Source organism: Aeromicrobium sp. CFBP 8757, assembly GCF_014841755.1.
Lineage (GTDB): Bacteria > Actinomycetota > Actinomycetes > Propionibacteriales > Nocardioidaceae > Aeromicrobium.
On record NZ_JACYUM010000005.1, the window covers coordinates 24,627 to 47,627 of the forward strand.

General features: G+C 72.8%; 26 protein-coding genes and 1 tRNA gene. 25 read left to right on the forward strand and 2 right to left on the reverse strand.

Going from position 1 to position 23,001, the window contains the following annotated elements:
- The first annotated feature begins 70 nt into the window (after positions 1-70).
- From IFT73_RS14235 to IFT73_RS14310, 16 genes are all read left to right on the forward strand, one after another.
- On the forward strand, positions 71-1,759 hold the full coding sequence (locus IFT73_RS14235; RefSeq protein ID WP_192168201.1) for a CTP synthase: 1,689 nt from the start codon (positions 71-73) through the stop codon (positions 1,757-1,759).
- On the forward strand, positions 1,756-2,364 hold the full coding sequence (locus IFT73_RS19075; RefSeq protein ID WP_197984268.1) for an NUDIX hydrolase: 609 nt from the start codon (positions 1,756-1,758) through the stop codon (positions 2,362-2,364). Before IFT73_RS14235 ends, IFT73_RS19075 begins: the two co-directional genes overlap by 4 nt.
- Positions 2,361-3,290 carry a site-specific tyrosine recombinase XerD gene (gene xerD / locus IFT73_RS14245; protein ID WP_192168202.1) on the forward strand — a complete coding sequence of 310 codons (930 nt, stop codon included), beginning with the start codon at positions 2,361-2,363 and terminating at the stop codon, positions 3,288-3,290. The genes IFT73_RS19075 and xerD overlap by 4 nt, the downstream gene beginning before the upstream one ends.
- A 129-nt stretch (positions 3,291-3,419) precedes the next feature.
- Positions 3,420-4,268, forward strand: a complete 849-nt coding sequence (locus IFT73_RS14250; protein WP_235501897.1) for a ParA family protein — start codon at positions 3,420-3,422, stop codon at positions 4,266-4,268.
- Entirely contained in the window at positions 4,253-4,624 is a 372-nt protein-coding gene (locus tag IFT73_RS14255) for a hypothetical protein (RefSeq protein WP_244633470.1), read from the forward strand. The genes IFT73_RS14250 and IFT73_RS14255 overlap by 16 nt, the downstream gene beginning before the upstream one ends.
- Entirely contained in the window at positions 4,621-5,511 is an 891-nt protein-coding gene (locus tag IFT73_RS14260; RefSeq protein WP_371811286.1) for a ScpA family protein, read from the forward strand. The genes IFT73_RS14255 and IFT73_RS14260 overlap by 4 nt, the downstream gene beginning before the upstream one ends.
- Complete coding sequence (scpB, locus tag IFT73_RS14265) at positions 5,504-6,211, forward strand: SMC-Scp complex subunit ScpB (RefSeq protein WP_192168204.1); 708 nt, start codon at positions 5,504-5,506, stop codon at positions 6,209-6,211. The genes IFT73_RS14260 and scpB overlap by 8 nt, the downstream gene beginning before the upstream one ends.
- The gene (locus tag IFT73_RS14270) at positions 6,204-6,932 is read left to right on the forward strand and encodes a pseudouridine synthase (RefSeq protein ID WP_371811287.1); all 729 of its coding nucleotides are present in this window, start codon (positions 6,204-6,206) and stop codon (positions 6,930-6,932) included. The genes scpB and IFT73_RS14270 overlap by 8 nt, the downstream gene beginning before the upstream one ends.
- Positions 6,929-8,014: a prephenate dehydrogenase gene (locus IFT73_RS14275; protein WP_192168205.1), complete on the forward strand. Its 1,086-nt coding sequence runs from the start codon at positions 6,929-6,931 to the stop codon at positions 8,012-8,014. The genes IFT73_RS14270 and IFT73_RS14275 overlap by 4 nt, the downstream gene beginning before the upstream one ends.
- Before the next feature lie 77 nt (positions 8,015-8,091).
- On the forward strand, positions 8,092-8,754 hold the full coding sequence (gene cmk / locus IFT73_RS14280) for a (d)CMP kinase (protein WP_192168206.1): 663 nt from the start codon (positions 8,092-8,094) through the stop codon (positions 8,752-8,754).
- Positions 8,751-9,452 carry a lysophospholipid acyltransferase family protein gene (locus IFT73_RS14285; protein WP_192168207.1) on the forward strand — a complete coding sequence of 234 codons (702 nt, stop codon included), beginning with the start codon at positions 8,751-8,753 and terminating at the stop codon, positions 9,450-9,452. Before cmk ends, IFT73_RS14285 begins: the two co-directional genes overlap by 4 nt.
- Positions 9,445-10,770, forward strand: a complete 1,326-nt coding sequence (gene der, locus IFT73_RS14290; RefSeq protein ID WP_056609681.1) for a ribosome biogenesis GTPase Der — start codon at positions 9,445-9,447, stop codon at positions 10,768-10,770. Before IFT73_RS14285 ends, der begins: the two co-directional genes overlap by 8 nt.
- A 133-nt stretch (positions 10,771-10,903) precedes the next feature.
- Positions 10,904-10,977 (forward strand) — tRNA-Pro (locus IFT73_RS14295).
- Between the two features lie 131 nt (positions 10,978-11,108).
- Positions 11,109-11,699 carry a TIGR00730 family Rossman fold protein gene (locus IFT73_RS14300; protein WP_197984269.1) on the forward strand — a complete coding sequence of 197 codons (591 nt, stop codon included), beginning with the start codon at positions 11,109-11,111 and terminating at the stop codon, positions 11,697-11,699.
- The gene (locus tag IFT73_RS14305; RefSeq protein ID WP_192168208.1) at positions 11,696-12,112 is read left to right on the forward strand and encodes an NUDIX domain-containing protein; all 417 of its coding nucleotides are present in this window, start codon (positions 11,696-11,698) and stop codon (positions 12,110-12,112) included. Before IFT73_RS14300 ends, IFT73_RS14305 begins: the two co-directional genes overlap by 4 nt.
- Positions 12,113-12,122: 10 nt before the next feature.
- The gene (locus tag IFT73_RS14310; RefSeq protein ID WP_192168209.1) at positions 12,123-12,749 is read left to right on the forward strand and encodes an alpha/beta hydrolase; all 627 of its coding nucleotides are present in this window, start codon (positions 12,123-12,125) and stop codon (positions 12,747-12,749) included.
- On the opposite strand, the gene IFT73_RS14315 is transcribed toward IFT73_RS14310, so the two are convergent.
- Positions 12,746-13,111: an RNA-binding S4 domain-containing protein gene (locus tag IFT73_RS14315; protein ID WP_056609675.1), complete on the reverse strand. Its 366-nt coding sequence runs from the start codon at positions 13,109-13,111 to the stop codon at positions 12,746-12,748. The genes IFT73_RS14310 and IFT73_RS14315 overlap by 4 nt on opposite strands.
- A gap of 23 nt (positions 13,112-13,134) precedes the next feature.
- On the opposite strand from IFT73_RS14315, the gene IFT73_RS14320 reads away from it, so the two are divergent.
- Positions 13,135-13,380, forward strand: a complete 246-nt coding sequence (locus IFT73_RS14320; protein WP_056609673.1) for an RNA-binding S4 domain-containing protein — start codon at positions 13,135-13,137, stop codon at positions 13,378-13,380.
- Between the two features lie 18 nt (positions 13,381-13,398).
- Here the strand turns inward: IFT73_RS14320 and IFT73_RS14325 are convergent, their stop codons facing one another.
- Entirely contained in the window at positions 13,399-13,821 is a 423-nt protein-coding gene (locus IFT73_RS14325) for a hypothetical protein (RefSeq protein ID WP_192168210.1), read from the reverse strand.
- 39 nt (positions 13,822-13,860) lie between these two features.
- Here IFT73_RS14325 and IFT73_RS14330 point away from each other — a divergent pair, with 39 nt between their 5' ends.
- The 8 genes from IFT73_RS14330 (at position 13,861) to IFT73_RS14365 (ending at position 22,967) form a co-directional block, all read left to right on the forward strand.
- Positions 13,861-14,964 (forward strand): LLM class flavin-dependent oxidoreductase, encoded by a 1,104-nt coding sequence (locus tag IFT73_RS14330; protein ID WP_192168211.1) that lies wholly within the window; start codon positions 13,861-13,863, stop codon positions 14,962-14,964.
- Entirely contained in the window at positions 14,961-16,007 is a 1,047-nt protein-coding gene (locus tag IFT73_RS14335; protein ID WP_192168212.1) for a Gfo/Idh/MocA family protein, read from the forward strand. The genes IFT73_RS14330 and IFT73_RS14335 overlap by 4 nt, the downstream gene beginning before the upstream one ends.
- Before the next feature lie 53 nt (positions 16,008-16,060).
- Positions 16,061-17,266, forward strand: a complete 1,206-nt coding sequence (locus IFT73_RS14340) for a cysteine desulfurase family protein (RefSeq protein WP_192168213.1) — start codon at positions 16,061-16,063, stop codon at positions 17,264-17,266.
- Positions 17,267-17,288: 22 nt separating this feature from the next.
- Positions 17,289-18,377 (forward strand): tRNA 2-thiouridine(34) synthase MnmA, encoded by a 1,089-nt coding sequence (gene mnmA / locus IFT73_RS14345; RefSeq protein WP_192168214.1) that lies wholly within the window; start codon positions 17,289-17,291, stop codon positions 18,375-18,377.
- A gap of 123 nt (positions 18,378-18,500) precedes the next feature.
- Positions 18,501-19,475 carry a methionine synthase gene (locus IFT73_RS14350; protein WP_192168215.1) on the forward strand — a complete coding sequence of 325 codons (975 nt, stop codon included), beginning with the start codon at positions 18,501-18,503 and terminating at the stop codon, positions 19,473-19,475.
- A gap of 6 nt (positions 19,476-19,481) precedes the next feature.
- Positions 19,482-20,375, forward strand: coding sequence for a ribokinase (locus IFT73_RS14355; protein WP_192168216.1), 894 nt, complete (start codon positions 19,482-19,484; stop codon positions 20,373-20,375).
- A 37-nt stretch (positions 20,376-20,412) separates the two neighbouring features.
- Positions 20,413-22,584 carry an NAD-dependent DNA ligase LigA gene (gene ligA / locus IFT73_RS14360; protein WP_192168217.1) on the forward strand — a complete coding sequence of 724 codons (2,172 nt, stop codon included), beginning with the start codon at positions 20,413-20,415 and terminating at the stop codon, positions 22,582-22,584.
- The gene (locus IFT73_RS14365; protein ID WP_192168218.1) at positions 22,584-22,967 is read left to right on the forward strand and encodes a VOC family protein; all 384 of its coding nucleotides are present in this window, start codon (positions 22,584-22,586) and stop codon (positions 22,965-22,967) included. Before ligA ends, IFT73_RS14365 begins: the two co-directional genes overlap by 1 nt.
- Positions 22,968-23,001: the final 34 nt, after the last annotated feature.

Genomic DNA, 23,001 nt, shown 5'->3' on the forward strand with positions numbered 1-23,001 from the left:
TCCCGTGGAGGCCTGATGCGGACAGCCGCATCACGAGCGCTCGACATCGAACTCGACCACGGGAGTCACCTTGTCAGGTAGCGCGGTTACCAAGCACGTCTTCGTCACCGGAGGGGTCGCGTCGTCGCTCGGCAAGGGCCTGACGGCATCGAGCCTCGGACGACTGCTGAAGTCACGCGGCCTGCGCGTCACGATGCAGAAGCTCGACCCGTACCTGAACGTCGATCCCGGCACGATGAACCCGTTCCAGCACGGCGAGGTGTTCGTGACCGAGGACGGCGCCGAGACCGACCTCGACGTCGGCCACTACGAGCGCTTCCTCGACGTCGACCTGTCGGGCAAGGCCAACGTCACGACCGGCCAGGTCTACTCCGAGGTCATCGCCAAGGAGCGCCGCGGCGACTACCTCGGCGACACCGTGCAGGTCATCCCGCACATCACCAACGAGATCAAGTCGCGCATCCGCGCGATGTCCGGGCCCGACGTCGACGTCGTCATCACCGAGATCGGCGGCACCGTCGGCGACATCGAGTCGCTGCCGTTCCTCGAGGCGGCCCGCCAGGTGCGCCACGACGTCGGTCGCGGCAACGTGTTCTTCCTGCACGTCTCGCTCGTGCCCTACATCGGCCCGTCGCAGGAGCTCAAGACCAAGCCGACGCAGCACTCCGTCGCGGCGCTGCGCTCGATCGGCATCCAGCCCGACGCGATCGTGTGCCGCGCCGACCGCGAGATCCCCGAGAGCATGAAGCGCAAGATCTCGCTGATGTGCGACGTCGACGAGGAGGCCGTCGTCACCGCGAGCGATGCCCCGTCGATCTACGACATCCCGAAGGTGCTGCACCGCCAGGGCCTCGACGCGTACGTCGTGCGTCGCCTCGACCTGCCGTTCCGCGACGTCGACTGGACGCAGTGGGACGAGCTGCTGCGCCGCGTCCACCAGCCCGCCGAGGAGGTGACGATCGCGCTGGTCGGCAAGTACATCGACCTGCCCGACGCGTACCTGTCGGTCGGCGAGGCGCTGCGCGCCGGAGGCTTCGCGCACGACGCCCGCATCCGCCTGCGCTGGGTCGGCTCCGACGACTGCGAGACCGAGTCGGGCGCGGCCCAGCACCTGGGCGACGTCGACGGCATCTGCGTGCCGGGTGGCTTCGGCATCCGCGGCATCGAGGGCAAGCTCGGCGCGCTGACGTACGCCCGCGAGCGGGGCATCCCGGTCCTGGGGCTGTGCCTCGGCCTGCAGTGCATGGTGATCGAGTACGCCCGCAACGTCGCCGGCATCGCGGGGGCCAGCTCCTCGGAGTTCGACGCCGCGACCCAGCACCCCGTCGTCGCGACGATGGCCGAGCAGCTCGCGATCGTCGACGGCGAGGGCGACCTCGGCGGCACGATGCGTCTGGGCTCGTACCCCGCCTCGCTCGACCCGGGCAGCGTCGTCGCCGAGGCGTACGGCTCGACGTCGGTCGACGAGCGCCACCGTCACCGCTACGAGGTCAACAACGCGTACCGCGGGCAGCTCGCCGAGGCGGGTCTGGTCTTCAGCGGCACGTCGCCCGACGGCACCCTCGTCGAGTTCGTCGAGCTGCCGCGCGAGGTGCACCCCTACTACGTCGCGACCCAGGCCCACCCCGAGCTGAAGTCGCGCCCGACCAAGGCCCACCCGCTGTTCGCCGGGCTGATCGGCGCGGCGCTCGACCGCCAGCGCGAGACGCGCCTGCCGGTCGAGCAGGCCGTCGGGCACGCCGAGCAGGTCGACGCGTGACGGAGCACCCCGGTCTTCCGGGGCTCCTGGCCGCGACGGCGATCGGCGACGCCGACGAGTCGTGGCCCGTCGCATCGAGTGTCCCGCAGTTCGAGAGCCCCTACGTGAGCCTGACGGTCGACACGATCGTCGACCCGTCCGGTGACGAGCACGCGCGGGCCGTCGTCCGTCCGAACGGCGCGGTCGCGGTCGTCGCGATCGACGGCGCCGACCGGCTGCTGCTCGTCGAGCAGTACCGGCACCCCACCGGACGTCGGCTGCTCGAGCTGCCGGCCGGGACGCTCGACGTCGAGGGAGAGGCCCCGCAGGACGCCGCCGCCCGTGAGCTGGCCGAGGAGGCCGACGTCGTCGCGGCCACGTGGGCGCCGCTGCTGCACCTGCAGATGACGCCGGGCTACTCGACCGAGCGCATCCAGGTGTACGTCGCCAGCGACCTGACCCCCGTCGCCGACGCCGACCGCACCGAGCGCGAGGCCGAGGAGGCGCACATGGCCCAGTGGTGGCTGCCGTTCGACGACGCCGTCGCGGGGGTGCTCGAGGGCCGCATCACCGACGCCAAGACCGTGGCGGCGATCCTGGCGGTGCGGGCGCAGCGCGACCGATGAGCCAGGACGTCGGACGCGGCGTCCACGACTACCTGAGCCACCTGACGGTCGAGCGGGGGCTGGCCGACAACACCCTGCGGTCGTACCGGCGCGACCTGCGCCGCTACGCCGTCTTCCTCGCCGCCCAGGGCATCTCCGACCCGTCCGACGTCACCGAGAACCACGTCGCGGCGTTCCTGGGCGAGCTGCGGACGGGCGACGACGAGCATGTCGCGCTCGGCACGGCCAGCGCGGCCCGCACGATCGTGGCCGTGCGGGGGCTGCACCGCTTCTGGCTGCGCGAGCAGCTCGTCGCGACCGACGTCACGGCGGCGATCAAGCCGCCCCGACCCGCGTCGCGGCTGCCCAAGGCGCTGCCGCTGTCGGACGTCGAGGCGATCCTCGACGCGGCCGGGGCGCCGGGCACGACGCTGTCGTCGCGCGACCGGGCCCTGCTCGAGGTGCTGTACGGCACGGGGGCCCGCATCTCCGAGGCGGTCGGGCTCGACGTCGACGACCTCGACCTGGAGGACGCGACGATCCTGCTGCGCGGCAAGGGCGGCAAGCAGCGGATCGTGCCGCTCGGCTCGTACGCCCGAGCCTCGCTGAGCGACTACCTGACGGCCTCGCGGCCCGCGCTGGTGTCGGCGCGCACCAGCACGCCCGCGGTGTTCCTCAACGCCCGTGGCGGGCGCCTGTCGCGCCAGAGCGCGTGGACGGTCCTGACCAAGGCGGCCGAGCGGGCGGGCGTCACGACCGACGTCTCGCCGCACACCCTGCGCCACTCGTTCGCGACGCACCTGCTCGACGGCGGCGCCGACGTCCGCGTCGTGCAGGAGCTGCTGGGGCACGCCTCGGTCACGACGACGCAGATCTACACCCTCGTGACGGTCGAGAAGCTGCGCGAGATCTACGCCACGGCGCATCCACGGGCCGCCCGCGACTGACACCGCAGGGGCGGGTGCCGGGGGCGGGCCGCGATTGCCCGACGGATGGTCGCCATGTCGACTTCTGGCGGTAGAGTGTCGGTCGTCCGCCGGGTCGATCTGCAGGGGTTAGCACATGAGAAAGACAGCATGACCGCGGAACTGGGTCCCACCGGGCGACCCATGCCCGTGTTCGCCGAGCCGAAGCCTCGCGACCCGTCCAAGCCCGCGACGATCATCGCCCTGTGCAACCAGAAGGGCGGCGTCGGCAAGACCACGACGACGATCAACCTGGGCGCCGCGCTGGTCGAGCTCGGCCGCAAGGTCCTGCTCGTCGACTTCGACCCCCAGGGCTCGATGACGGTCGGGCTCGGCGTCAACGCGCACGAGCTCGAGCAGAGCATCTACCACGTGCTGATGGACCGCGAGATCGCGATCAAGGACCTCATCCTGCCGACGGCCGTCGAGGGGCTCGACCTCGTGCCGTCCAACATCGACCTGTCGGCCGCCGAGATGCGGCTGGTCACCGAGGTCGGACGCGAGCAGGTGCTCGCGCGGGTGCTCAAGCCCGTGCGCTCGGACTACGACGTCATCCTGATCGACTGCCAGCCGTCGCTGGGCCTGCTGACGGTCAACGCGCTGACCGCCGCGAACGGCGTGCTGGTGCCCCTGGAGTGCGAGTACTTCGCCCTGCGCGGTGTCGCGCTGCTGAAGGACACGATCGAGAAGGTGCGCGACCGCACCAACGACGAGCTCGAGATCATCGGCCTGCTCGGCACGATGTACGACAGCCGCACCCTGCACGGCAAGGAGGTGCTGCAGACCCTCGTCGAGGGCTGGGGCGACCTCGTGTTCCACACCGTCATCCGCCGCACCGTCAAGTTCTCCGACTCGACGGTCGCCGGCGAGCCCATCACCGAGTACGCCACGACGTCACCGGGCGCCACGTCGTACCGCCAGCTCGCGCGGGAGGTCCTCGTTCGATGCCCCGACGCGTGACGACCCCGTCGGGCGGCGGCGGCAAGCGACCGTCGATGCCCGGTGCCGACGAGCTGTTCCGGGCCACGGCCCCGGCCCGGTCGGCGCGCGCGGACGACGTCGAGCCGGAGCCGCAGCCCGAGCCGGAGGCGCCCGTCGCGGCGAGCGGACGGGTCAAGCACGACGAGAAGATGACGGTCTACGTGACGGCGGCCGAGCTGATGGCCGTCGAGCAGGCGCGGCTGGGCCTGCGCGCCGAGCTGGGCCGCAGCGTCGACCGCGGACGGTTCGTCCGGGCCGCCCTCGCGGTGGCACTGGCCGACCTGGAGTCCCGCGGCACCCAGAGCGACGTCGCACGGCGATTGAGCGAGTCGTGAGCGTCGCGGACGTCGACGAGTCCGCGCCGACCGGGTTCCAGGTCAACCTCACGAACTTCGAGGGCCCCTTCGACCTGCTGCTGCAGCTGATCTCGAAGCACGAGCTCGACATCACCGAGGTCGCGCTGTCGGCCGTCACGGGCGAGTTCATCGCCTACATCAAGGCGCTGGGCGACGACCTCGAGCAGACCACCAACTTCCTGCTCGTCGCGGCGACGCTGCTCGACCTCAAGACCGCGCGGCTGCTGCCGCAGGCCGAGGTCGAGGACGAGGAGGACCTCGCGCTGCTCGAGGCGCGCGACCTGCTGTTCGCCCGCCTGATGCAGTACCGCGCGTTCAAGCAGGTCGCCGGCATCATGGCCGAGCGGCTGGCCCGCGAGGCGCGCCGCTTCCCACGGGTCGTCACGCTCGAGCCGCGGTTCGCCGACCTGCTGCCGGAGGTGCTGATCTCGGTCGGCCCCGACGAGCTCGCCCTGCTGGCGGCCAAGGCGTTCGAGGACAAGCCCGTCCCGATCCTGTCGCTGGCCCACCTGCACGCGCCGCAGGTCAGCGTCCGCGAGCAGGCGCACCTGGTCGTCGACCAGCTGCGCCGCAAGGGCGGCATGACGTTCCGGGCGCTGACCGCCGACGCCCCCGACCTGGCCACCAAGGTCGCCCGGTTCCTGGCCGTCCTCGAGCTGTTCCGCGAGGGCGCGATCTCGTTCGAGCAGGCCACCCCGCTGGGCGACCTGCACATCCGCTGGACCGGCACCGACGACGGCGACATCGACGTGGGCGGGGAGTTCGACGCGCCGTCGGTCGCCGACGACGAGCCCGTCCTGATCGACGCGAGCCTGGTCGAACCCGACGCCGACACGACCACCGACCCCGAGAGCACCGATGACTGAGCAGAGCTTCCCGTCCGGCCCCCACGAGCTCGAGCTCGAGATGCTCGAGCTGCGGCCCGCCCTCGAGGCGGTGCTGATGGTCGCCGACCAGCCGCTCGACCACCTGACGCTGGCCCAGGCAGTGGGCCACCCGCCGACCGACGTCGCCGACGCGCTCGGTGCCCTGGCCGACGAGTACACCCGGCAGGGGCGCGGGTTCGAGCTGCGCAACGTCGCGGGCGGATGGCGGTTCTTCACCCGCGAGGAGTTCGCGGGCGCCGTCGAGCGGTTCATCCTCGACGGTCAGCAGGCGCGACTGACGCAGGCGGCGCTCGAGACGATGGCCGTCGTGGCCTACCGGCAGCCGATCAGCCGCTCGCGCATCTCGGCGATCCGCGGCGTCAACGTCGACGGCGTCGTCCGCACGCTCGTGACGCGCGGGCTGATCGAGGAGGGCGGGAACGACGCCGAGAGCGGTGCCGTGCTGTACCGCACGACGAGCTACTTCCTCGAGCGCATGGGCCTCGGGTCGATCGGCGAGCTGCCCGACATCGCGCAGCACCTGCCCGAGATGGAGGACATGGAGGACGAGGGCCTCGCCGGCGCCGACGACGTCCTCGGGGCCCTCGCGGCCGAGCAGGGGCTCACGCAGGAGCAGGACGCGATCGACGACGACCCGACGCCGACCGACGTGACCGACCAGGAGGACGACCGTGGCTGAGATCCGCCTGCAGAAGGCCCTGGCCCAGGCGGGCCTGGGCAGCCGCCGCCGCTGCGACGACATGATCGCGCACGGCCGCGTCGAGGTGAACGGCGAGACGATCGACGTCATGGGGGCGCGCGTCGACCCCGCCACCGACGTCATCCGCGTCGACGGCAAACGCATCCCCGTGGCGAGCGAGCACGCGTACGTGCTGCTCAACAAGCCGCGCGGCATCGTCACGTCGATGTCCGACGAGCAGGGACGCCCCGACCTGTCGACGTTCGTCGCGGGCCGCGAGGACCGGCTGTTCCACGTCGGGCGGCTCGACACCGACACGTCCGGGCTGCTGCTCATGACCAACGACGGCGACCTCGCGCACAAGCTGGCCCACCCGTCGTTCGAGATCACCAAGACGTACGTCGCGCTGGTCGACGGCGACGTGCCCGACGCCCTGGGCGCACGGCTCAAGGCCGGCATCGAGCTCGACGACGGCCCGGCGCGCGTCGACCGCTTCATCGTCAAGGACCGCTCGCGCGGCCGCTCGCTCGTCGAGCTCGACATCCACATGGGCAGGAACCGCATCGTCCGGCGGCTGCTCGACGCCGCGGGCCACCCGGTGCGCGAGCTGAACCGGTCGGCCTTCGGGCCCCTGCACGTCGGCGGCCTGTCGTCGGGTGCGATGCGCGACCTGACGCGCGACGAGCTCGGCGCGCTGCTCGACAGCGTGGACGACGCATGACGGCACTCTCGCCGCAGGCCCTCGACGGGCCCGTGCTCGTCGTCGGCTGCGGGCTCATCGGCACCTCGGTGGGCCTGGCGCTGCGGTCGCACGACGTCGACGTCGTGCTGCACGACGCCCTGCCGGGCAACGTCGAGGTCGCGGTCTCGCGAGGTGCCGGCCGGCCGCTCGACGACGCCGTGCGTCCCTACCTCGTGGTGGTGGCGGTGCCGCCGTCGGCGTCCGGTGCCGTCGTGGCCGAGGCCCTGGCGCGCTGGCACGACGCGCTGGTCACCGACGTCACGAGCGTCAAGTCGGGCATCCAGCAGGCCGTCGAGGGCCTCGACGGTGCCGAGCGCTTCGCCGGCGGGCACCCGATGGCGGGCAGCGAGCGCTCCGGGCCCATGGCGGCGTCGGCCCAGCTGTTCGAGGGACGTCCGTGGGCCGTCACCCCCGGGCCGGCCACCCGCTCCGACGCCCTCGACGCCGTCGTCGACCTGGCGCTGCACGTCGGTGCGGTGCCGATCATCATGGAGTCCGCCGCCCACGACCGGGCCGTCGCGCTCGTCTCGCACGTCCCGCAGGTCATGTCGACCTTGACGGCGGCGCGGCTCCACGAGGCGGAGGGCAACTCGCTGGCGCTGTCGGGCGCGGGCCTGCGCGACACGACCCGCATCGCCGCGAGCGACAGCGCACTGTGGCGCGACATCCTCGGCACCAACCGTCGTGACGTCAAGGCCGTCCTCGAACGCGTGCGCGACGACCTCGACCGCGTCATCGGGGCGCTCGACGCCGACGACACCGACGACGACGTCCTGGCGAGCGTGCTCGAGTCGGGCCGTCGCGGCACGGCCCTGATCCCCGGCAAGCACGGCTCTTCGGCGTCCGACGTCGACGTCGTGCACGTCCAGGTCGCCGACCGCCCCGGCGAGCTGTCGCGCCTCATGGCGCACACGGGGGAGGCGGGCGTCAACATCGAGGACCTGCGCCTCGACCACGACCTCGGACGTCCCGTCGGCCTGGCCGAGATCGCCGTCGCGGCCGGCGTCGGCCAGGCGCTGGTGCGGGCCCTGACGTCCCGCGGCTGGACCGCGTACCCGTGAGCGACCCGAACCCCACCACCCGTCATCCCGCAGATCCGTTCCCCTCAGACCCGTTCCCCGAAGAAGGTGCACCTCCTGTGACTTCCCCCCTCGTCATCGCGATCGACGGGCCGTCCGGCTCCGGCAAGTCGAGCACGTCCCGTGGCGTCGCCGACCGCCTCGGTCTCGACTACCTCGACACCGGTGCGATGTACCGGGCCATGACGTGGGCGTTGCTGCGCCGGGGCGTCGACCTGGCCGACGCCGAGGCCGTCGCGACGGCGTCCGACGCCGTCACGCTGGCGTCGGGCACCGATCCGCTCGACCCGACGATCCACGTCGACGGCACCGACGTCGCCGAGCCGATCCGCACCGACGAGGTGACGGGATCGGTCAGCCTCGTCGCGGCGGTGCCGCACGTGCGCGAGCTGCTGGTCGACCTGCAGCGCCGCGTCATCGCGGGCAGCGACGGCATCGTGGTCGAGGGGCGTGACATCGGCTCGGTCGTCGCCCCCGACGCACGGGTCAAGATCTACCTGGTCGCCGATCCCGCGGCGCGTGCCGCACGCCGTGCCGCCGAGAACGGCGGTGCCGACGCGGCCGCCACCGAGGCTGCGCTCGCGGCCCGCGACCGCATCGACTCGACGCGGGCGGCGTCGCCGCTCGTGCAGTCGGAGGGCTCGGTCGTCGTCGACGGCACCCACCTCACGCTCGACGAGGTCATCGACACCATCGTCGGGATCGTCGACCAGGCCACGTGAGCGTCCCGCTCGGCCCCGCAGCCGGGCTGCCCGAACGGGGCCTGCGGCTCCTGCGGGGCCGCGCGGCCGGGTACATGCACCGTCGGTGGGAGATCCACCAGCGGGGGCTCGAGCACGTCCCGTCCGCGGGGCCCGTCATCGTCGCGAGCAACCACATCGGCTGGCTCGACGGTCCGCTGCTGGTGGCGACCGCGCCGCGTCCGCTGCACGCCATGGCCAAGGAGGAGGAGTTCGTCGGCCGCACCGGACGACTCCTGCGGTTCGCGGGCCAGATCAAGGTCGCCCGCCAGCGCACCGACAGCGGCGCGCTGCGGCAGGCGGTCCGTGCACTGTCGGCCGGGCAGGGCGTCCTGATCTACCCGGAGGGCCGGCGCGGCGACGGCGAGCTCACGACGTTCAAGGGCGGCGTCGCGTACCTCGCGCTCGTCACGGGCGCCCCGGTGGTGCCCGTCGCGCTGTTCGGCACGCGGCAGCCGGGGGAGGGGCCGAGCGTCCGTCCGGCACCCCGCACCCGCCTCGACATCGTCTACGGCGAGCCGATCCGGCTGCCGATGCAGGGTTGGCCGCGAGATCGTGGGATGCTGGAGGACGCAGGGGCCAGAATCCACGGTCATCTGCGTGCCCATGTCTCCTGGGCCAAGGACGCGCTGCAGCGCGACCTCCCCGGCCCCCTTCCGACAGGATCCCCTGATGTCTGACGTCGTTCCCGTTCTCGCCGTGATCGGGCGACCCAACGTCGGCAAGTCGACGCTGGTCAACCGCATCATCGGCCGACGCGAGGCCGTCGTCGAGGACGTGCCGGGCGTGACCCGCGACCGCGTCTCGTACGACGCCGTCTGGAACGGTCGCGCGTTCACCGTCGTCGACACCGGCGGCTGGGACCCCGACGCCCGCGGTCTCGCCGAGCGGATCGCCGCGCAGGCCGAGATCGCGATCCAGGTCGCCGACGCCGTGCTGTTCGTCGTCGACGCCACGGTCGGCATCACTGACGTCGACGAGAAGGTCGTCCGTCTGCTGCGCGCCGCCAAGAAGCCCGTCGTCCTGGCCGCCAACAAGGTCGACGACCAGCGCACCGAGGTCGAGGCCGCGGGTCTGTGGAACCTGGGGCTGGGCGAGCCGTGGCCCGTGTCGGCCCTGCACGGCCGTGGCAGCGGCGACATGCTCGACGCCGTCATCGACGCGCTGCCGTCCCCGCCGCCGGAGGACTTCGACGCGCCCCAGGGCCCGCGCCGCGTCGCGATCGTCGGCAAGCCCAACGTCGGCAAGTCGAGCCTGCTGAACCGCCTGGCCGGCGAGGAGCGGGTCGTCGTCGACGACGCGTCCGGCACGACGGTCGACCCCGTCGACGAGATCGTCGAGCTCGGTGGCCGCACCTGGAACTTCATCGACACCGCCGGCATCCGCCGTCGCGTGCGCGACGCCTCGGGGCACGAGTACTACGCGAGCCTGCGCACCAGCTCGGCGATCGACCGGGCCGAGGTCGCCGTCGTGATCATCGACGGCAGCGTGCCGCTGACCGAGCAGGACACCCGCATCATCAGCTCGGTCGCCGAGGCGGGCCGCGCCATGATCATCGCGTTCAACAAGTGGGACCTCGTCGACGAGGAGCGCCAGTACTACCTGTCGCGCGAGATCGAGCGTGAGCTCGTGCAGGTGCCGTGGGCGCCGACGATCAACATCACGGCCCGCACGGGCTGGCACGTCGACCGGCTCGTGCGCGCGCTCGACGCGGCGCTGGAGGGCTGGGAGACCCGCGTGCCCACCGGCATGCTCAACGCCTTCCTGGGCCGCCTGGTGGCCGAGCACCCGCACCCCGTGCGTGGCGGCAAGCAGTCGAAGATCATGTTCGGCACGCAGGCGTCCACGGCGCCCCCGACGTTCGTGCTGTTCACGTCCGGCAAGCTCGAGGCGTCGTACATGCGCTTCATCGAGCGTCGTCTGCGCGAGGAGTTCGGCTTCGTCGGCTCGCCCATCCACCTGCAGCAGCGTCCGCGCAAGAAGCGCGAGCGTCGCTGAGCCTGCTCCACCCGGCCCGCAGGTGCGGGGTTCCGGACCTTTTCGGCGGTCCGAGCCGGTCGGAGCCCCCGCACGTCGGGGCTGGTGGTGAGGGGGAGGCGGAGGCTGCGGTAGAGTCTCACCTCGGTACGAACGGGCTGTAGCGCAGCTTGGTAGCGCACCTGACTGGGGGTCAGGGGGTCGCAGGTTCAAATCCTGTCAGCCCGACGTTCGTGATCTCCACGGAGATCGATCGGTCCCGGATCCGCTCACGCGGGTCCGGGACTTCTCACGTCCGGGGCTTCCGGCTCCGGACGTTATCGTGGTGCGTCGTCACCGTCCCCCAGCCCGGAGCACCCATGACACTGTCCGCCGTCGCCGTCTTCTGCGGCTCCAGCCTCGGCACCGACCCCGCGTTCGCCGAGGCGGCACGCCTGACCGGACGCACGCTGGCCGAGCGCGGCATCGGCGTCGTCTACGGGGGCGGCCACGTGGGCCTGATGGGCACGGTCGCCGACGCCGCGATCGAGGCGGGCGGTCGCGTGGTCGGGGTCATCCCGCGCCAGCTGGACGACCGCGAGCTCTCGCACCGCGGGGTCACCGAGCTGCACGTCGTCGAGTCGATGCACGAGCGCAAGCAGCTCATGGCCGACCTGTCGGACGCCTTCATCGCCCTGCCCGGTGGTGCCGGGACGCTCGAGGAGATCGCCGAGCAGTGGACGTGGGCGCAGCTGACGATCCACGCCAAGCCCAGCGGCTTCCTCGACGTCGCGGGCTTCTGGGCGCCGATGCGGCAGATGCTCGAGACGATGGTCTCGTCGGGCTTCGTGCGCGCCGAGCAGTCGGGCATCGTGACGTTCGACGACGACCTCGACGCGTTGCTCGAGGCGCTCGCGGCCCCGCCGTCGTGGACCGACAAGTGGGGCGCCGCCACCGTGCCGAAGCCGTGAGCGCGCCCGTCATCCACGTCGCCGCGGCCCTGGCCGTCGACGACCGCGGTCGAGCGCTGATGGTGCGCAAGATCGGCACCCGTGCCTTCATGCAGCCCGGCGGCAAGATCGAGCCGGGGGAGCACCCCCTCGACACCCTGCGCCGCGAGCTGGGGGAGGAGCTCGGGCTCGACCTGCCGGCCGAGGCCTTCGCGTGGGTCGGCACGTTCGAGCAGGACGCGGCCAACGAGCCGGGCCACGTCGTGCGCGCCGAGGTGTACTCCGTGACGGTCGACGCCGCCGCTCCCTCGGCGGCCGCGGAGATCGCGGAGTGCCGCTGGGTCGACCCTCGCGACCCCGGCGACGTCGAGCTGGCGCCGCTCAGCTCGCAGGCACTGCTCCCGATCCTGGTTGACGGTTCAACCGGCATCTAGGATCGGTGCCATGACGACGCAGATCGACGACGCCCGCACCGTCCGCGGCGGCACCGACACCGACCCCCTGGTGCTGCTGCTGCACGGCTTCGGGTCGAACGAGCAGGACCTGCCGAGCCTCGTGCCGCACCTGCCGGGCGGGCTGGCGTTCGCATCGGTCCGGGCCCCGCTGACGCTCGGGCCGGGGTCGTACGCGTGGGTGCCGATCGCGGTGCCGGGACGCCCCGACCCGGCCGTCGTCGAGGCCTCGACCGACGCGCTGCTGGCCTGGCTCGACGAGCACGTCGCACCCGGGCGCGTCGTCGTCCCGCTCGGCTTCTCCCAGGGCGGCCTGATGGTCACGCAGCTGCTGCGCGCCCGTCCCGGGCGGTTCGTCGCAGGGCTCGTGCTGTCGGGCTTCGTGCTCGACCAGCCGGCGGCGGGCGACGCGACGCTCGCGGACCGCCGCGTGCCGGTGTTCTTCGGCCACGGCGACGCCGACCCGGTCATCGCACCCGACGCGACGCAGCGGGCGTCGGCCTGGCTCGCGCAGCACACCGACGTCACCGAGCGGACGTACGAGGGGCTGGCGCACGGCATCTCGCCGGACGAGCTCGCGGACGTCCACGCGTTCGTCGCGTCCGCCCTCGCCGACTAGCGCCCGCGCAGCCGGTCCATCGCCCGGCGGTCGCGCTTGGTGGGGCGTCCGGCGCCCCGGTCGCGCCGCGGCATGACCGCGACCTCCTCCTTCGGCGGGGGCGGAGGGGTCTTGTCGACGTAGCACTGCACCGCGACCGGCGCCCCGACCCGCTTGACGATGATGCGGCTCACCACGACGACGCGCAGGCCGCCCTCGGTCAGGGCCTCGATCCGGTCGCCGATGTTGACGGGCTGCGACGGCTTGGCCTTCGCGCCGTTGATGCGCACGTGGCCCGCCCGGCACTCCTTCGACGCGATCGACCGGTTCTTGTAGAGCCGGACGGCCGACACCCACACGTCGGCGCGCGCTGAGGTGTCCATGCACCGACTCTAGACTGGCCCGCATGGGAACCGGAGCGGGAGACGACGACATCGAGGTCATCGAGATCAGCGGCGACATGATCCGCCTCGGGCAGTTCCTGAAGTTCGCGAACTTCGCCGACTCGGGCGCCCACGCCGGCGCCATCATCGGCGACGGCGACGTGCTGGTCGACGGGACGGTCGAGACCCGCCGCGGGCGTCAGCTCGCCAAGGGCATGGTCGTCGAGGTGCGCACCGCCGCCGAGACGCACGTGGCGCGCGTCGGCTGACGCGTCGGGGGGCGGCGCTCAGGCCAGGCGGTCGCGCCACGCCGCGACGTCGGGCACCGAGAACGCGGCGGCGTCCGCGAGCCCGTCGACGTCCCACGTGACCACCAGGAGATCGGCCCCCGTGGTCTTGCCCAGGAAGTGCCGCGTCGCGCGCGCCGACGAGATCGCGTCGCGCGGCACGAGGATGTCGCGCTCGGGCAGCAGCTGGGCGAACAGCAGGTGCGTGTCGCCGACGGCCAGCGTGCCCATGCCGCGCGTCTGCAGCCGTCCCTCCGACGCCAATCCCACGAGGCTCGCGGGCTCGGAGTGCCGGGGGTCGATGGTCGCGAGCCGCTGGCGGTGGCGGGTCCGCAACGACCGCACGCGCGTGAGGCCCACCAGGGCGAAGGCGAGCATGCCCAGCAGCAGACCCGCGATGACGATGATGACGATCTCGAGCACGACGTCAGTCTGCACCAAGCGCCTCCCTACGATGGACGCATGCCACCTGCTGATCGTCCGTCCGGCACGGAGCCGGCCCGCCTCGAGCTCGGTCTCGACACCTTCGGCGACGTGACGGCGGGGCCCGACGGCCGTCCGCTGCCGTACGACCGGGTCATCCGCGACATCGTCGAGCAGGCCGTGCTCGCCGACCGGCTGGGTCTGTCGTTCTTCGGCGTCGGCGAGCACCACCGCGACGACTTCGCCGTCAGCGCCCCCGAGGTCGTGCTGGCGGCCATCGCGTCGCGCACGACGCAGATCCGGCTCGGCACCGCCGTCACGGTGCTGAGCTCCGACGACCCGATCCGCGTGTACGAGCGGTTCGCGACGCTCGACGCCGTGTCGGACGGCCGGGCCGAGGTGATCCTCGGACGCGGCTCGTTCACGGAGTCGTTCCCGCTGTTCGGGCTCGACCTCGCGCAGTACGAGGAGCTGTTCAGCGAGAAGCTCGACCTGTTCGCGGCGCTGCGCACCGAGGGGCCCGTCACGTGGCAGGGGCGTCTTCGGCCGCCGCTGGTCGACCAGCACGTGTTCCCGAAGACCGCGGCGGGCTCGCTGCGGACGTGGATCGGCGTGGGCGGCAGCCCCGAGTCGGTCGTGCGGGCCGCGCGCTACGGCATCCCGCTGATGCTCGCGATCATCGGCGGGCCGCCGGCGCAGTTCGCCCAGTTCACCGACCTGTACCGGCGCGCGCTCGACCAGCTCGGGCAGCCGCGGCTGCCGATCGGCGTGCACTCGCCGGGTCACGTGGCCGACACCGACGAGCAGGCGCGCGACGAGCTCTGGCCGCACTTCGCGAAGCAGCGCGAGCGCATCGGTCGCGAGCGCGGCTGGCCCCCGCCGACGCGCGGCGAGTTCGAGGCGGCGGCCGGGCCCGAGGGTGCCGTGTACGTCGGGTCGCCGCGGACCGTGGCCGACAAGATCGTCCGCAACGTCCGCATCCTCGGCCTCGACCGCTTCGACCTGAAGTTCAGCAACGGGGCGCTGCCGCACGAGACGCTGATGCACAGCATCGAGCTGTACGGTCGCGAGGTCGCGCCGCTCGTGCACGCCGCGCTGCAGGAGCACCCCCACGACCACACCGCCGCGAAAGGCACCCCATGACGTTCCCGACCGTGCTGCCCACGCCCCGCACGCCCGACCCGCGCGACGCGCCGCCGCTGCGCTGGGCCGTCATGGGTCCGGGGTGGATCGCCGAGCGGTTCGTCGAGTCGCTGCAGGCCCACACGACGCAGGTCGTCGCGGCGGTCGGCTCGCGATCGGCCGACCGGGCCCGTGACTTCGCCGACCGGTACGGCATCGCCACGGCGGTCGGCTCGTACGAGGAGCTCGTCGCCCTCGACGACGTCGACATCGTCTACGTCGCGACGCCCCACCCGTCGCACCTCGAGCACGCCGTCATGAGCATGGAGGCCGGCAAGCACGTGCTGGTCGAGAAGCCCATCGCGATCAGCGCCGACCAGGCCCGGCAGATCGCGGCCGTCGCCGAGCGCACGGGCCTGTTCTGCGCCGAGGCCCTCTGGACGCTGTTCCTGCCGAAGTGGGACGTCCTGCGCCAGCTGCTCGACGCCGGTGCGATCGGCCGGCTGCGATCGGTGCACACCGTCTACGGCGAGTTCTTCCCCGACGACCACCGCATCTTCGACGCGTCGCTCGCGGGCGGGCCCCTGCTCGACCTCGGCACCTACCCGCTGGCCTACGTCACGTCGCTGCTCGGGCCGGCGACGTCCGTGGCGGCCGCCGGCGTGCCGGACGACCGGGGCGTCAACGGGCAGCTCGGCGCGACGATGCTGCACGACGGCGGCACGATGTCGGTCGTCGCGACGACGCTGCACGGCTGGCCGCGCAACGAGATCACGATCATCGGCAGCGAGGGAGTCGTGACGGTCGAGGCCCTGCACAACTCGCCGGGCCCGATCACGGTCACCTCCGCCGACCGCAGCGCGACGCTGACGTACGACGAGCCCCACGGCGACCAGGTCGGTGGCCTGCACTTCCAGGCCACCGACGCCGCGCGACGCATCGCGGCGGGGGAGCGCGAGACGCCGGTCCGCCCGCTGAGCGCCTCGATCGCGTCGCTCGAGGCGTCCGACGAGATCAGGCGCCAGATCGGCATCTCGTTCGCCGCGGCCGGCCTCGACGAGTAGCGGCGAGTGCGGCGGCTGACGTCCTACGGGGCGCGGACTACGCTGGTCGTGCCATGACGTCCACACCCACCACCGCCTACCTCGACCACGCGGCGACCACGCCGATGGTGCCCGAGGCGATCACCGCGATGGCCGAGCAGATGGGCGTGACGGGCAACGCCTCGTCGCTGCACGCGTCCGGCCGGGCCGCACGCCGCACCGTCGAGGAGGCCCGCGAGCTGATCGCCGAGCGCTTCGGCGCCCGCCCCAGCGAGGTCGTGTTCTGCTCGGGCGGCACCGAGGCCAACAACCTGGCCATCAAGGGCATGTACTGGTCGCGCATCGCGAAGGACCCGGCGCGCCAGCGGATCGTCTTCAGCTCGATCGAGCACCACGCCCTGCTCGACCCCGTCACGTGGCTGGCCCAGCACGAGGGGGCCGAGGTCGAGATGACGCCGGTCGACAAGCAGGGACGCATCGTGGTCGACGACCTGCGCGCCGCGGTCGAGCGCGACCCGGCCAGCGTCTCGGCCGTCACGACGATGTGGGCCAACAACGAGATGGGCACGATCCAGCCCATCGCCGACGTCGTCGCGATCGCCCGCGCCCACGACATCCCCGTCCACAGCGACGCCGTGCAGGCGGCCGGCTACGTGCCGCTCGACTTCGCCGGCACGGGGTTGGACGCCATGACCGTCACGGCCCACAAGCTCGGCGGTCCCGTCGGAGTGGGTGCGCTGGTCATCGCGCGCGAGCTCGACGCGACGCCCCTCCTGCACGGGGGCGGGCAGGAGCGCGACCTGCGGTCCGGCACCGTCAGCGTCGCCCTGATCGCCGCGTTCGCCGCGGCCGTCGACGTCACGGTGTCGCGGCAGCGCGAGACCGTCGAGCGCATCGAGCGGCTCCGCCGCCGGCTGGTCGAGGGCATCGTCGAGACGGTGCCCGACGCGATCGTCAACGGCGACCCCGAGCCGGGCGCCGACCACCGCCTGCCGAACATCGCGCACGTGACGTTCCCGGGCTGCGAGGGCGACGCGATGCTGATGCTGCTCGACGCCCAGGGCATCGAGTGCTCGACCGGTTCGGCCTGCGCCGCGGGGGTGCCGCAGCCCAGCCACGTGCTGCTCGCGATGGGCTACGACGACGTCGCGGCCCGCGGGTCGCTGCGGTTCAGCCTCGGTCACACGTCCACCGAGGCCGACGTCGACCGCGTGCTGGCGGCGCTGCCGGCGGTGCACCAGCGGGCGCGCCGGGCCTCGCTCGTCCGGAGCGGGTCATGAGGGCCCCGTGCGGGAGGCACCGATGAGGGTCGTCGCGGCGATGTCGGGCGGCGTCGACTCGGCGGTCGCGGCGGCGCGCGCGGTCGACGCGGGGCACGACGTCACGGGCGTGCACCTCGCCCTGAGCCGCAACCCCCGCTCGTACCGTTCGGGGGCCCGCGGGTGCTGCTCGATCGAGGACGCCGGCGACGCCCGGCGCGCGGCCGACGCGCTCGGCATCCCGTTCTACGTGTGGGACATGAGCGAGGAGTTCGCCGACCACGTCGTCGACGACTTCATCGCCGAGTACACGGCGGGCCGCACGCCCAACCCGTGCCTGCGCTGCAACGAGAAGATCAAGTTCGCCGCCGTGCTCGACCGCGCGCTGGCGCTGGGCTTCGACGCCGTCGCGACGGGCCACTACGCGCAGCTGCGCACCTCCACGGACGGCACGATCGAGATGCACCGCGCGATCGACCACGGCAAGGACCAGTCGTACGTCCTGGGCGTCCTGACGCAGGAGCAGCTCGCTCACTCGCTGTTCCCGCTGGGCGACACGACCAAGGACGTCGTGCGCGTCGAGGCGGCGGCCCGCGGCATCCAGGTCGCGCAGAAGCCCGACAGCCACGACATCTGCTTCATCCCCGACGGCGACAACGCCGGCTGGCTCAGCGAGAAGCTCGGGCCGAGGCCGGGCACGATCGTCGACGAGGACGGTGCGGTGCTGCGCGAGCACGACGGCGCGTACGCGTTCACGATCGGCCAGCGGCGCGGTCTGCGTCTCGGCGTGCCCGCCGACGACGGCAAGCCCCGCTTCGTGCTCGACATAGAGCCCGTCAGCGGCACCGTGACGGTCGGCTCGCGCGAGGCGCTGCTCGTCGACGCCCTCGAGTGCGTCAAGCCGCTGTGGTGCGGCACCCCGCCCACGGGGACGCTCGACTGCACGGTCCAGCTCCGCGCCCACGGCGACGAGCACCGCGCGCGGCTGGGCGTCGTCGACGGCAGGGTGTCGGTCGAGCTGCTCGACCCCGCCAGTGGCATCGCACCGGGCCAGGCGTGCGTCGTCTACGACGGCACGCGCGTCGTCGGCTCCGCCACGATCGCGTCGACCGCGCGCGTCGCGGTGCCCTAGCGTCCTTTCCCGCCGCGAGGCGGTGTGCCTGCGACCTGTCCCAGGCCTCGACACGTCGCCGGCTCACCGGCCGCGGCCGGGACACGTCGCACCGTCACCTCCCCTCCGACAGACAGGACCACCATGGCGCTCGCCACCGGCATCGGCTCGATGCCCGGCACCGACTTCACCGAGTCGCTGCGGGTCGTGCTCGACACCGTCGGCGACCTGCCGTTCGTGCCCGAGCTGCCGGGGCGCGGCGTCCACGCCGGCATGATCGGCCGGACGCTGTCGCTGCTGTCGGGTCTCGAGGCCGATCTGCAGCCCGACGGCTGGCGCGTCGGCGTCGGCGAGGGCGGCGACGTGCGGCGGGCGCGGTCGCTGCTCGCGCAGGACCTCGACGTCGCCGAGGAGCTCGCCCAGGGGCACACCGGCCCGCTCAAGATCCAGGTCACGGGCCCGCTGACGCTCGCGGCGACGGTCGAGCGTCCCCGCGGTGACAAGATGCTCGCCGACCACGGCGCCCGTCGCGAGATCGGCGAGTCGCTGGCCGAGGGCCTGCGGGGTCACGTCGCCGACGTCCGCCGCCGGTTCGCGGACGCCGATCTCGTCGTGCAGGTCGACGAGCCCGCGATCGCCGCGGTGCTGACGGGCGGCATCCCCACGGCCAGCGGGTTCTCGCGTCATCGCAGCGTCCACCCGCCCGAGGCCGACGCGATCCTGCGCACCGTCGTCGACGCGATCGTCGCCGGGGGAGCCCGGCCCGTCGTGCACTCGTGCGCGCCCGACGTCCCGGTCGAGCTGCTGGCAGGAGCGGGGTTCACGGCGATCGCCTTCGACCTGTCGCTCGTGCGTCCCGACGACGTGTGGGCCGAGACGTTCGAGAAGGGCATCGACCTGTGGTTCGGCGTCGTCCCGTCGACCGACGCGGCCGGGACGTCCGACAAGGATCTCGCCGCCCGCGTGCGGACGTTCCTCGACCGGTTCGGCTTCGACGTCGAGCAGCACGCCGACCGCCTGGTGGTCTCGCCGACGTGCGGTCTGGCCGGGGCCTCGCCGCCGTGGGCGGCGCGCGCGCTGACGCTGGCCGCCGCCGCGGCCCAGCGCCTCGAGGGCTGACCCACGATGGGAGACGTGGTGGTGGTCGGCAGCATCAACCGCGACGAGGTCGTGAGCGTCGAGCGGCTCCCCGGCGAGGGCGAGACGATCGCGGCGACGGGACGGCGCGAGGGCGTCGGCGGCAAGGGCGCCAACCAGGCGATGGCCGTCGCCCGCACCGGCACGGCGGTCTCGCTCGTCGGGGCGGTCGGTCCCGGTGCCGACGGCGAGGCGCTGCGGGCCGCCCTCGCCGACGCCGGGGTCGACGTCACGGGCGTCACGACGTCGCCGGACGCCGAGACCGGCACGGCCTACGTCTTCGTCGACGCCGAGGGACGCAACCAGATCGTCGTCGCGATGGGCGCCAACGCCGAGGTCGTGCTCGACGGGTCGGGACGTTCGCGGATCCGCTCGGCGGACGTCCTCGTGGTGCAGAGCGAGGTGCCCGAGACCGTCGTGGCCGAGGCGGTCGGCGCCGCGGCCGACGCCGGCACCCGCGTCGTGGTCAACCTGGCCCCGTACCGCGACGCGCCGGACGTCGTCGCGGTCGCCGACCCGCTGGTCGTCAACGAGCACGAGGCGTCCGAGCTGCTGGGGCGGACCGTGCGCGACGTGGACGACGTCGCCGACGCCCGCGACGCCCTGCTGCTGCGGTGCCGGAGCGCGGTCGTGACGCTCGGTGCGCAGGGCGCCGTGCTCGTGACCGCCGACGGCGTCCGCCACGTGCCCTCGCCGGCTCCGCGCCGGGTCGTGGACACGACGGGGGCCGGCGACGCGTTCGTCGGGGTGCTGGCCGCGGGGCTGGCGCGCGGTCTGGGCCTGCGCGAGTGCGTCGAGGCGGCGGCCGCGGCCGGATCGCTCAGCGTCGAGTCGCCGGGTGCGGGGTCGGGCTACCCGTCGTTCGCCCTGCCCGACCGCTGAGCGCGGCACTGTCCCCGTGCGGCGATAAAGTCGACGCATGGCGACCGACGCGACCGACGCGACCGACGCGACCGACGCGACCGACGACGAGCTGAGGCAGCAGCACAAGGCGCTGGCCGAGACGCTCGTCGAGCACCGCGAGCGCTACTACGTCGACGACTCGCCGACCGTCTCCGACGCCGAGTACGACGACCTCATGCGCGAGCTCGAGCAGATCGAGGGGCAGCTGCCCGAGCTGCGCACCCCCGACTCGCCGACCCAGACCGTCGGCGGACGCGCGTCGTCGTCGTTCGAGGCCTACGAGCACCGCGAGCGGCTGTACAGCCTCGACAACGCCTTCAGCTCCGAGGAGCTCGAGGCCTGGCACGGACGGCTCGTGCGCGAGGGGGTCGACGACGCCGAGTTCCTGTGCGAGCTCAAGGTCGACGGGCTCGCGATCTCGCTGACGTACGAGGACGGCCGCCTGACCCGCGGCGTGACGCGCGGCGACGGACGCGTCGGCGAGGACGTCACCAACAACGTCCGCACGATCTCGGTCATCCCGCACGAGCTGCAGCCGTCCGACGAGTTCCCCGTCCCCGCCTACGTCGAGGTACGCGGCGAGGTGTTCTTCCCGACCAAGGCGTTCGAGGAGTTCAACGCCGCCTGGGCCGAGTCGGGCAAGACACCGTTCTCCAACCCCCGCAACGCCGCGGCCGGCACCCTGCGCATGAAGGACGTCTCGGTCACCGCGAGCCGTCCGCTGTCGATGGTGTGCCACGGCCTCGGCTACCGCGAGGGCTTCAGCCCCGTGCGCCAGAGCCAGGCCTACGAGGCGCTGCACGCGTGGGGGCTCCCCACCAGCGACCGGGCGAAGGTCGTGAAGAACCTGACGGAGGTCGAGGAGTTCATCGCCTACTACGGCGAGCACCGGCACGACGTGTCGCACGAGATCGACGGCGTCGTCGTCAAGGTCGACCAGGTCGACCGCCAGCGTCGGCTCGGGTCGACGTCTCGGGCGCCGCGGTGGGCGATCGCCTGGAAGTACCCGCCCGAGGAGGTCAACACGCGCCTGCTCGACATCCGCGTCAACGTCGGCCGCACCGGACGGGTCACCCCCTACGGCGTGATGGAGCCCATCCGCGTCGCCGGGTCGACCGTCGAGATGGCGACGTTGCACAACCAGTACGAGGTCACCCGCAAGGGGGTCCTGATCGGCGACATGGTCGTGCTCCGCAAGGCCGGCGACGTGATCCCCGAGATCGTCGGCCCCGTCGTGGCGCTGCGCGACGGGTCCGAGCGCGAGTTCGTGTTCCCGACCGAGTGCCCGTCGTGCGGCACGCCGCTCGCGCCGTCGCGCGAGGGCGACAAGGACATCCGCTGCCCCAACACCCGCTCGTGCCCGTCGCAGCTGCGGGAGCGGCTGACGCACGTCGGCGGTCGGGGTGCCTTCGACATCGAGGTCTTCGGCTGGGAGGGCGCCACGGCCCTGCTCGAGGCCGGTGTGCTGGTCGACGAGGGCGGTCTGTTCGCGCTGACGGCCGAGCAGCTGCTCACGGTGCCGCTCTACACGCGCGCGGCCAGGAAGAAGGAGATCGAGGACGGTGCGGGTGACCGGGTGCTGAGCGCCAACGGCCTCGCCCTGCTCGACAACCTGCAGAAGGCCAGGACGCAGCCGCTGTGGCGGGTGCTGGTCGCCCTGTCGATCCGGCACGTCGGGCCCACCGCGGCCCGGGCGCTGGCGACGCACTTCGGCACGATGCAGGCGATCGAGGACGTCCTGACGGTCGACGACCCGGTGCAGACGCTGTCGGCCGTCGACGGGGTCGGCCCGACGATCGCCGAGGCCGTCGTCGACTGGTTCGCGGTCGACTGGCACGCCGACATCGTCCGGCAGTGGCGCGAGGCGGGCGTCGTGATGGCCGACGAGCGCGATGCGTCGATCGCTCGCACCCTCAAGGGGCTGACGATCGTCGTGACGGGCTCGCTCGAGCGGTTCACCCGCGACTCCGTCAAGGAGGCGATCATCGCCCGGGGCGGCAAGGCGTCGGGCTCGGTGTCGAAGAAGACCGACTTCGTCGTGGTGGGCGAGAACGCCGGCTCGAAGGCCGACAAGGCCGAGGAGCTCGGCCGCCCGATCCTCGACGAGGCCGGCTTCGAGAAGCTGCTCGCCGAGGGCCCGCCGCCCGAGGCCGATCCGGAGCCGGACGCCGAGGGGGACGACGCCTGATGCCGTCGATCGCGTCGATCAACTACCTCGTCCACGACATCGACGAGGCGCTGACGTTCTTCCGCGAGATGCTCGGCTTCGAGGTCGTCTCCGACGAGATCGGTCCCGACCGTCGCCGCACCGTCGTGGCCCCGCGGGGCGGCGCGGGCGCCGCGCTGGTGCTCAAGCCCGCGCTGGGTGAGGAGCAGCGGGCCGCGGTGGGTCGCCAGGGCGGGGGAGTCGTGCTGTTCTTCCTCGAGACCGACGACTTCGAGCGCGACCACCGCCACATGGTCGCGGCCGGCGTGCGCTTCCGCGAGGAGCCGCGCCACGAGGCCTACGGCACCGTCGCGGTGTTCGACGACCTCTACGGCAACGGCTGGGACCTCATCCAGCCGGCGTGAGCCATCGACCGGTGGGAGTCGGCGGCCGGTGGCA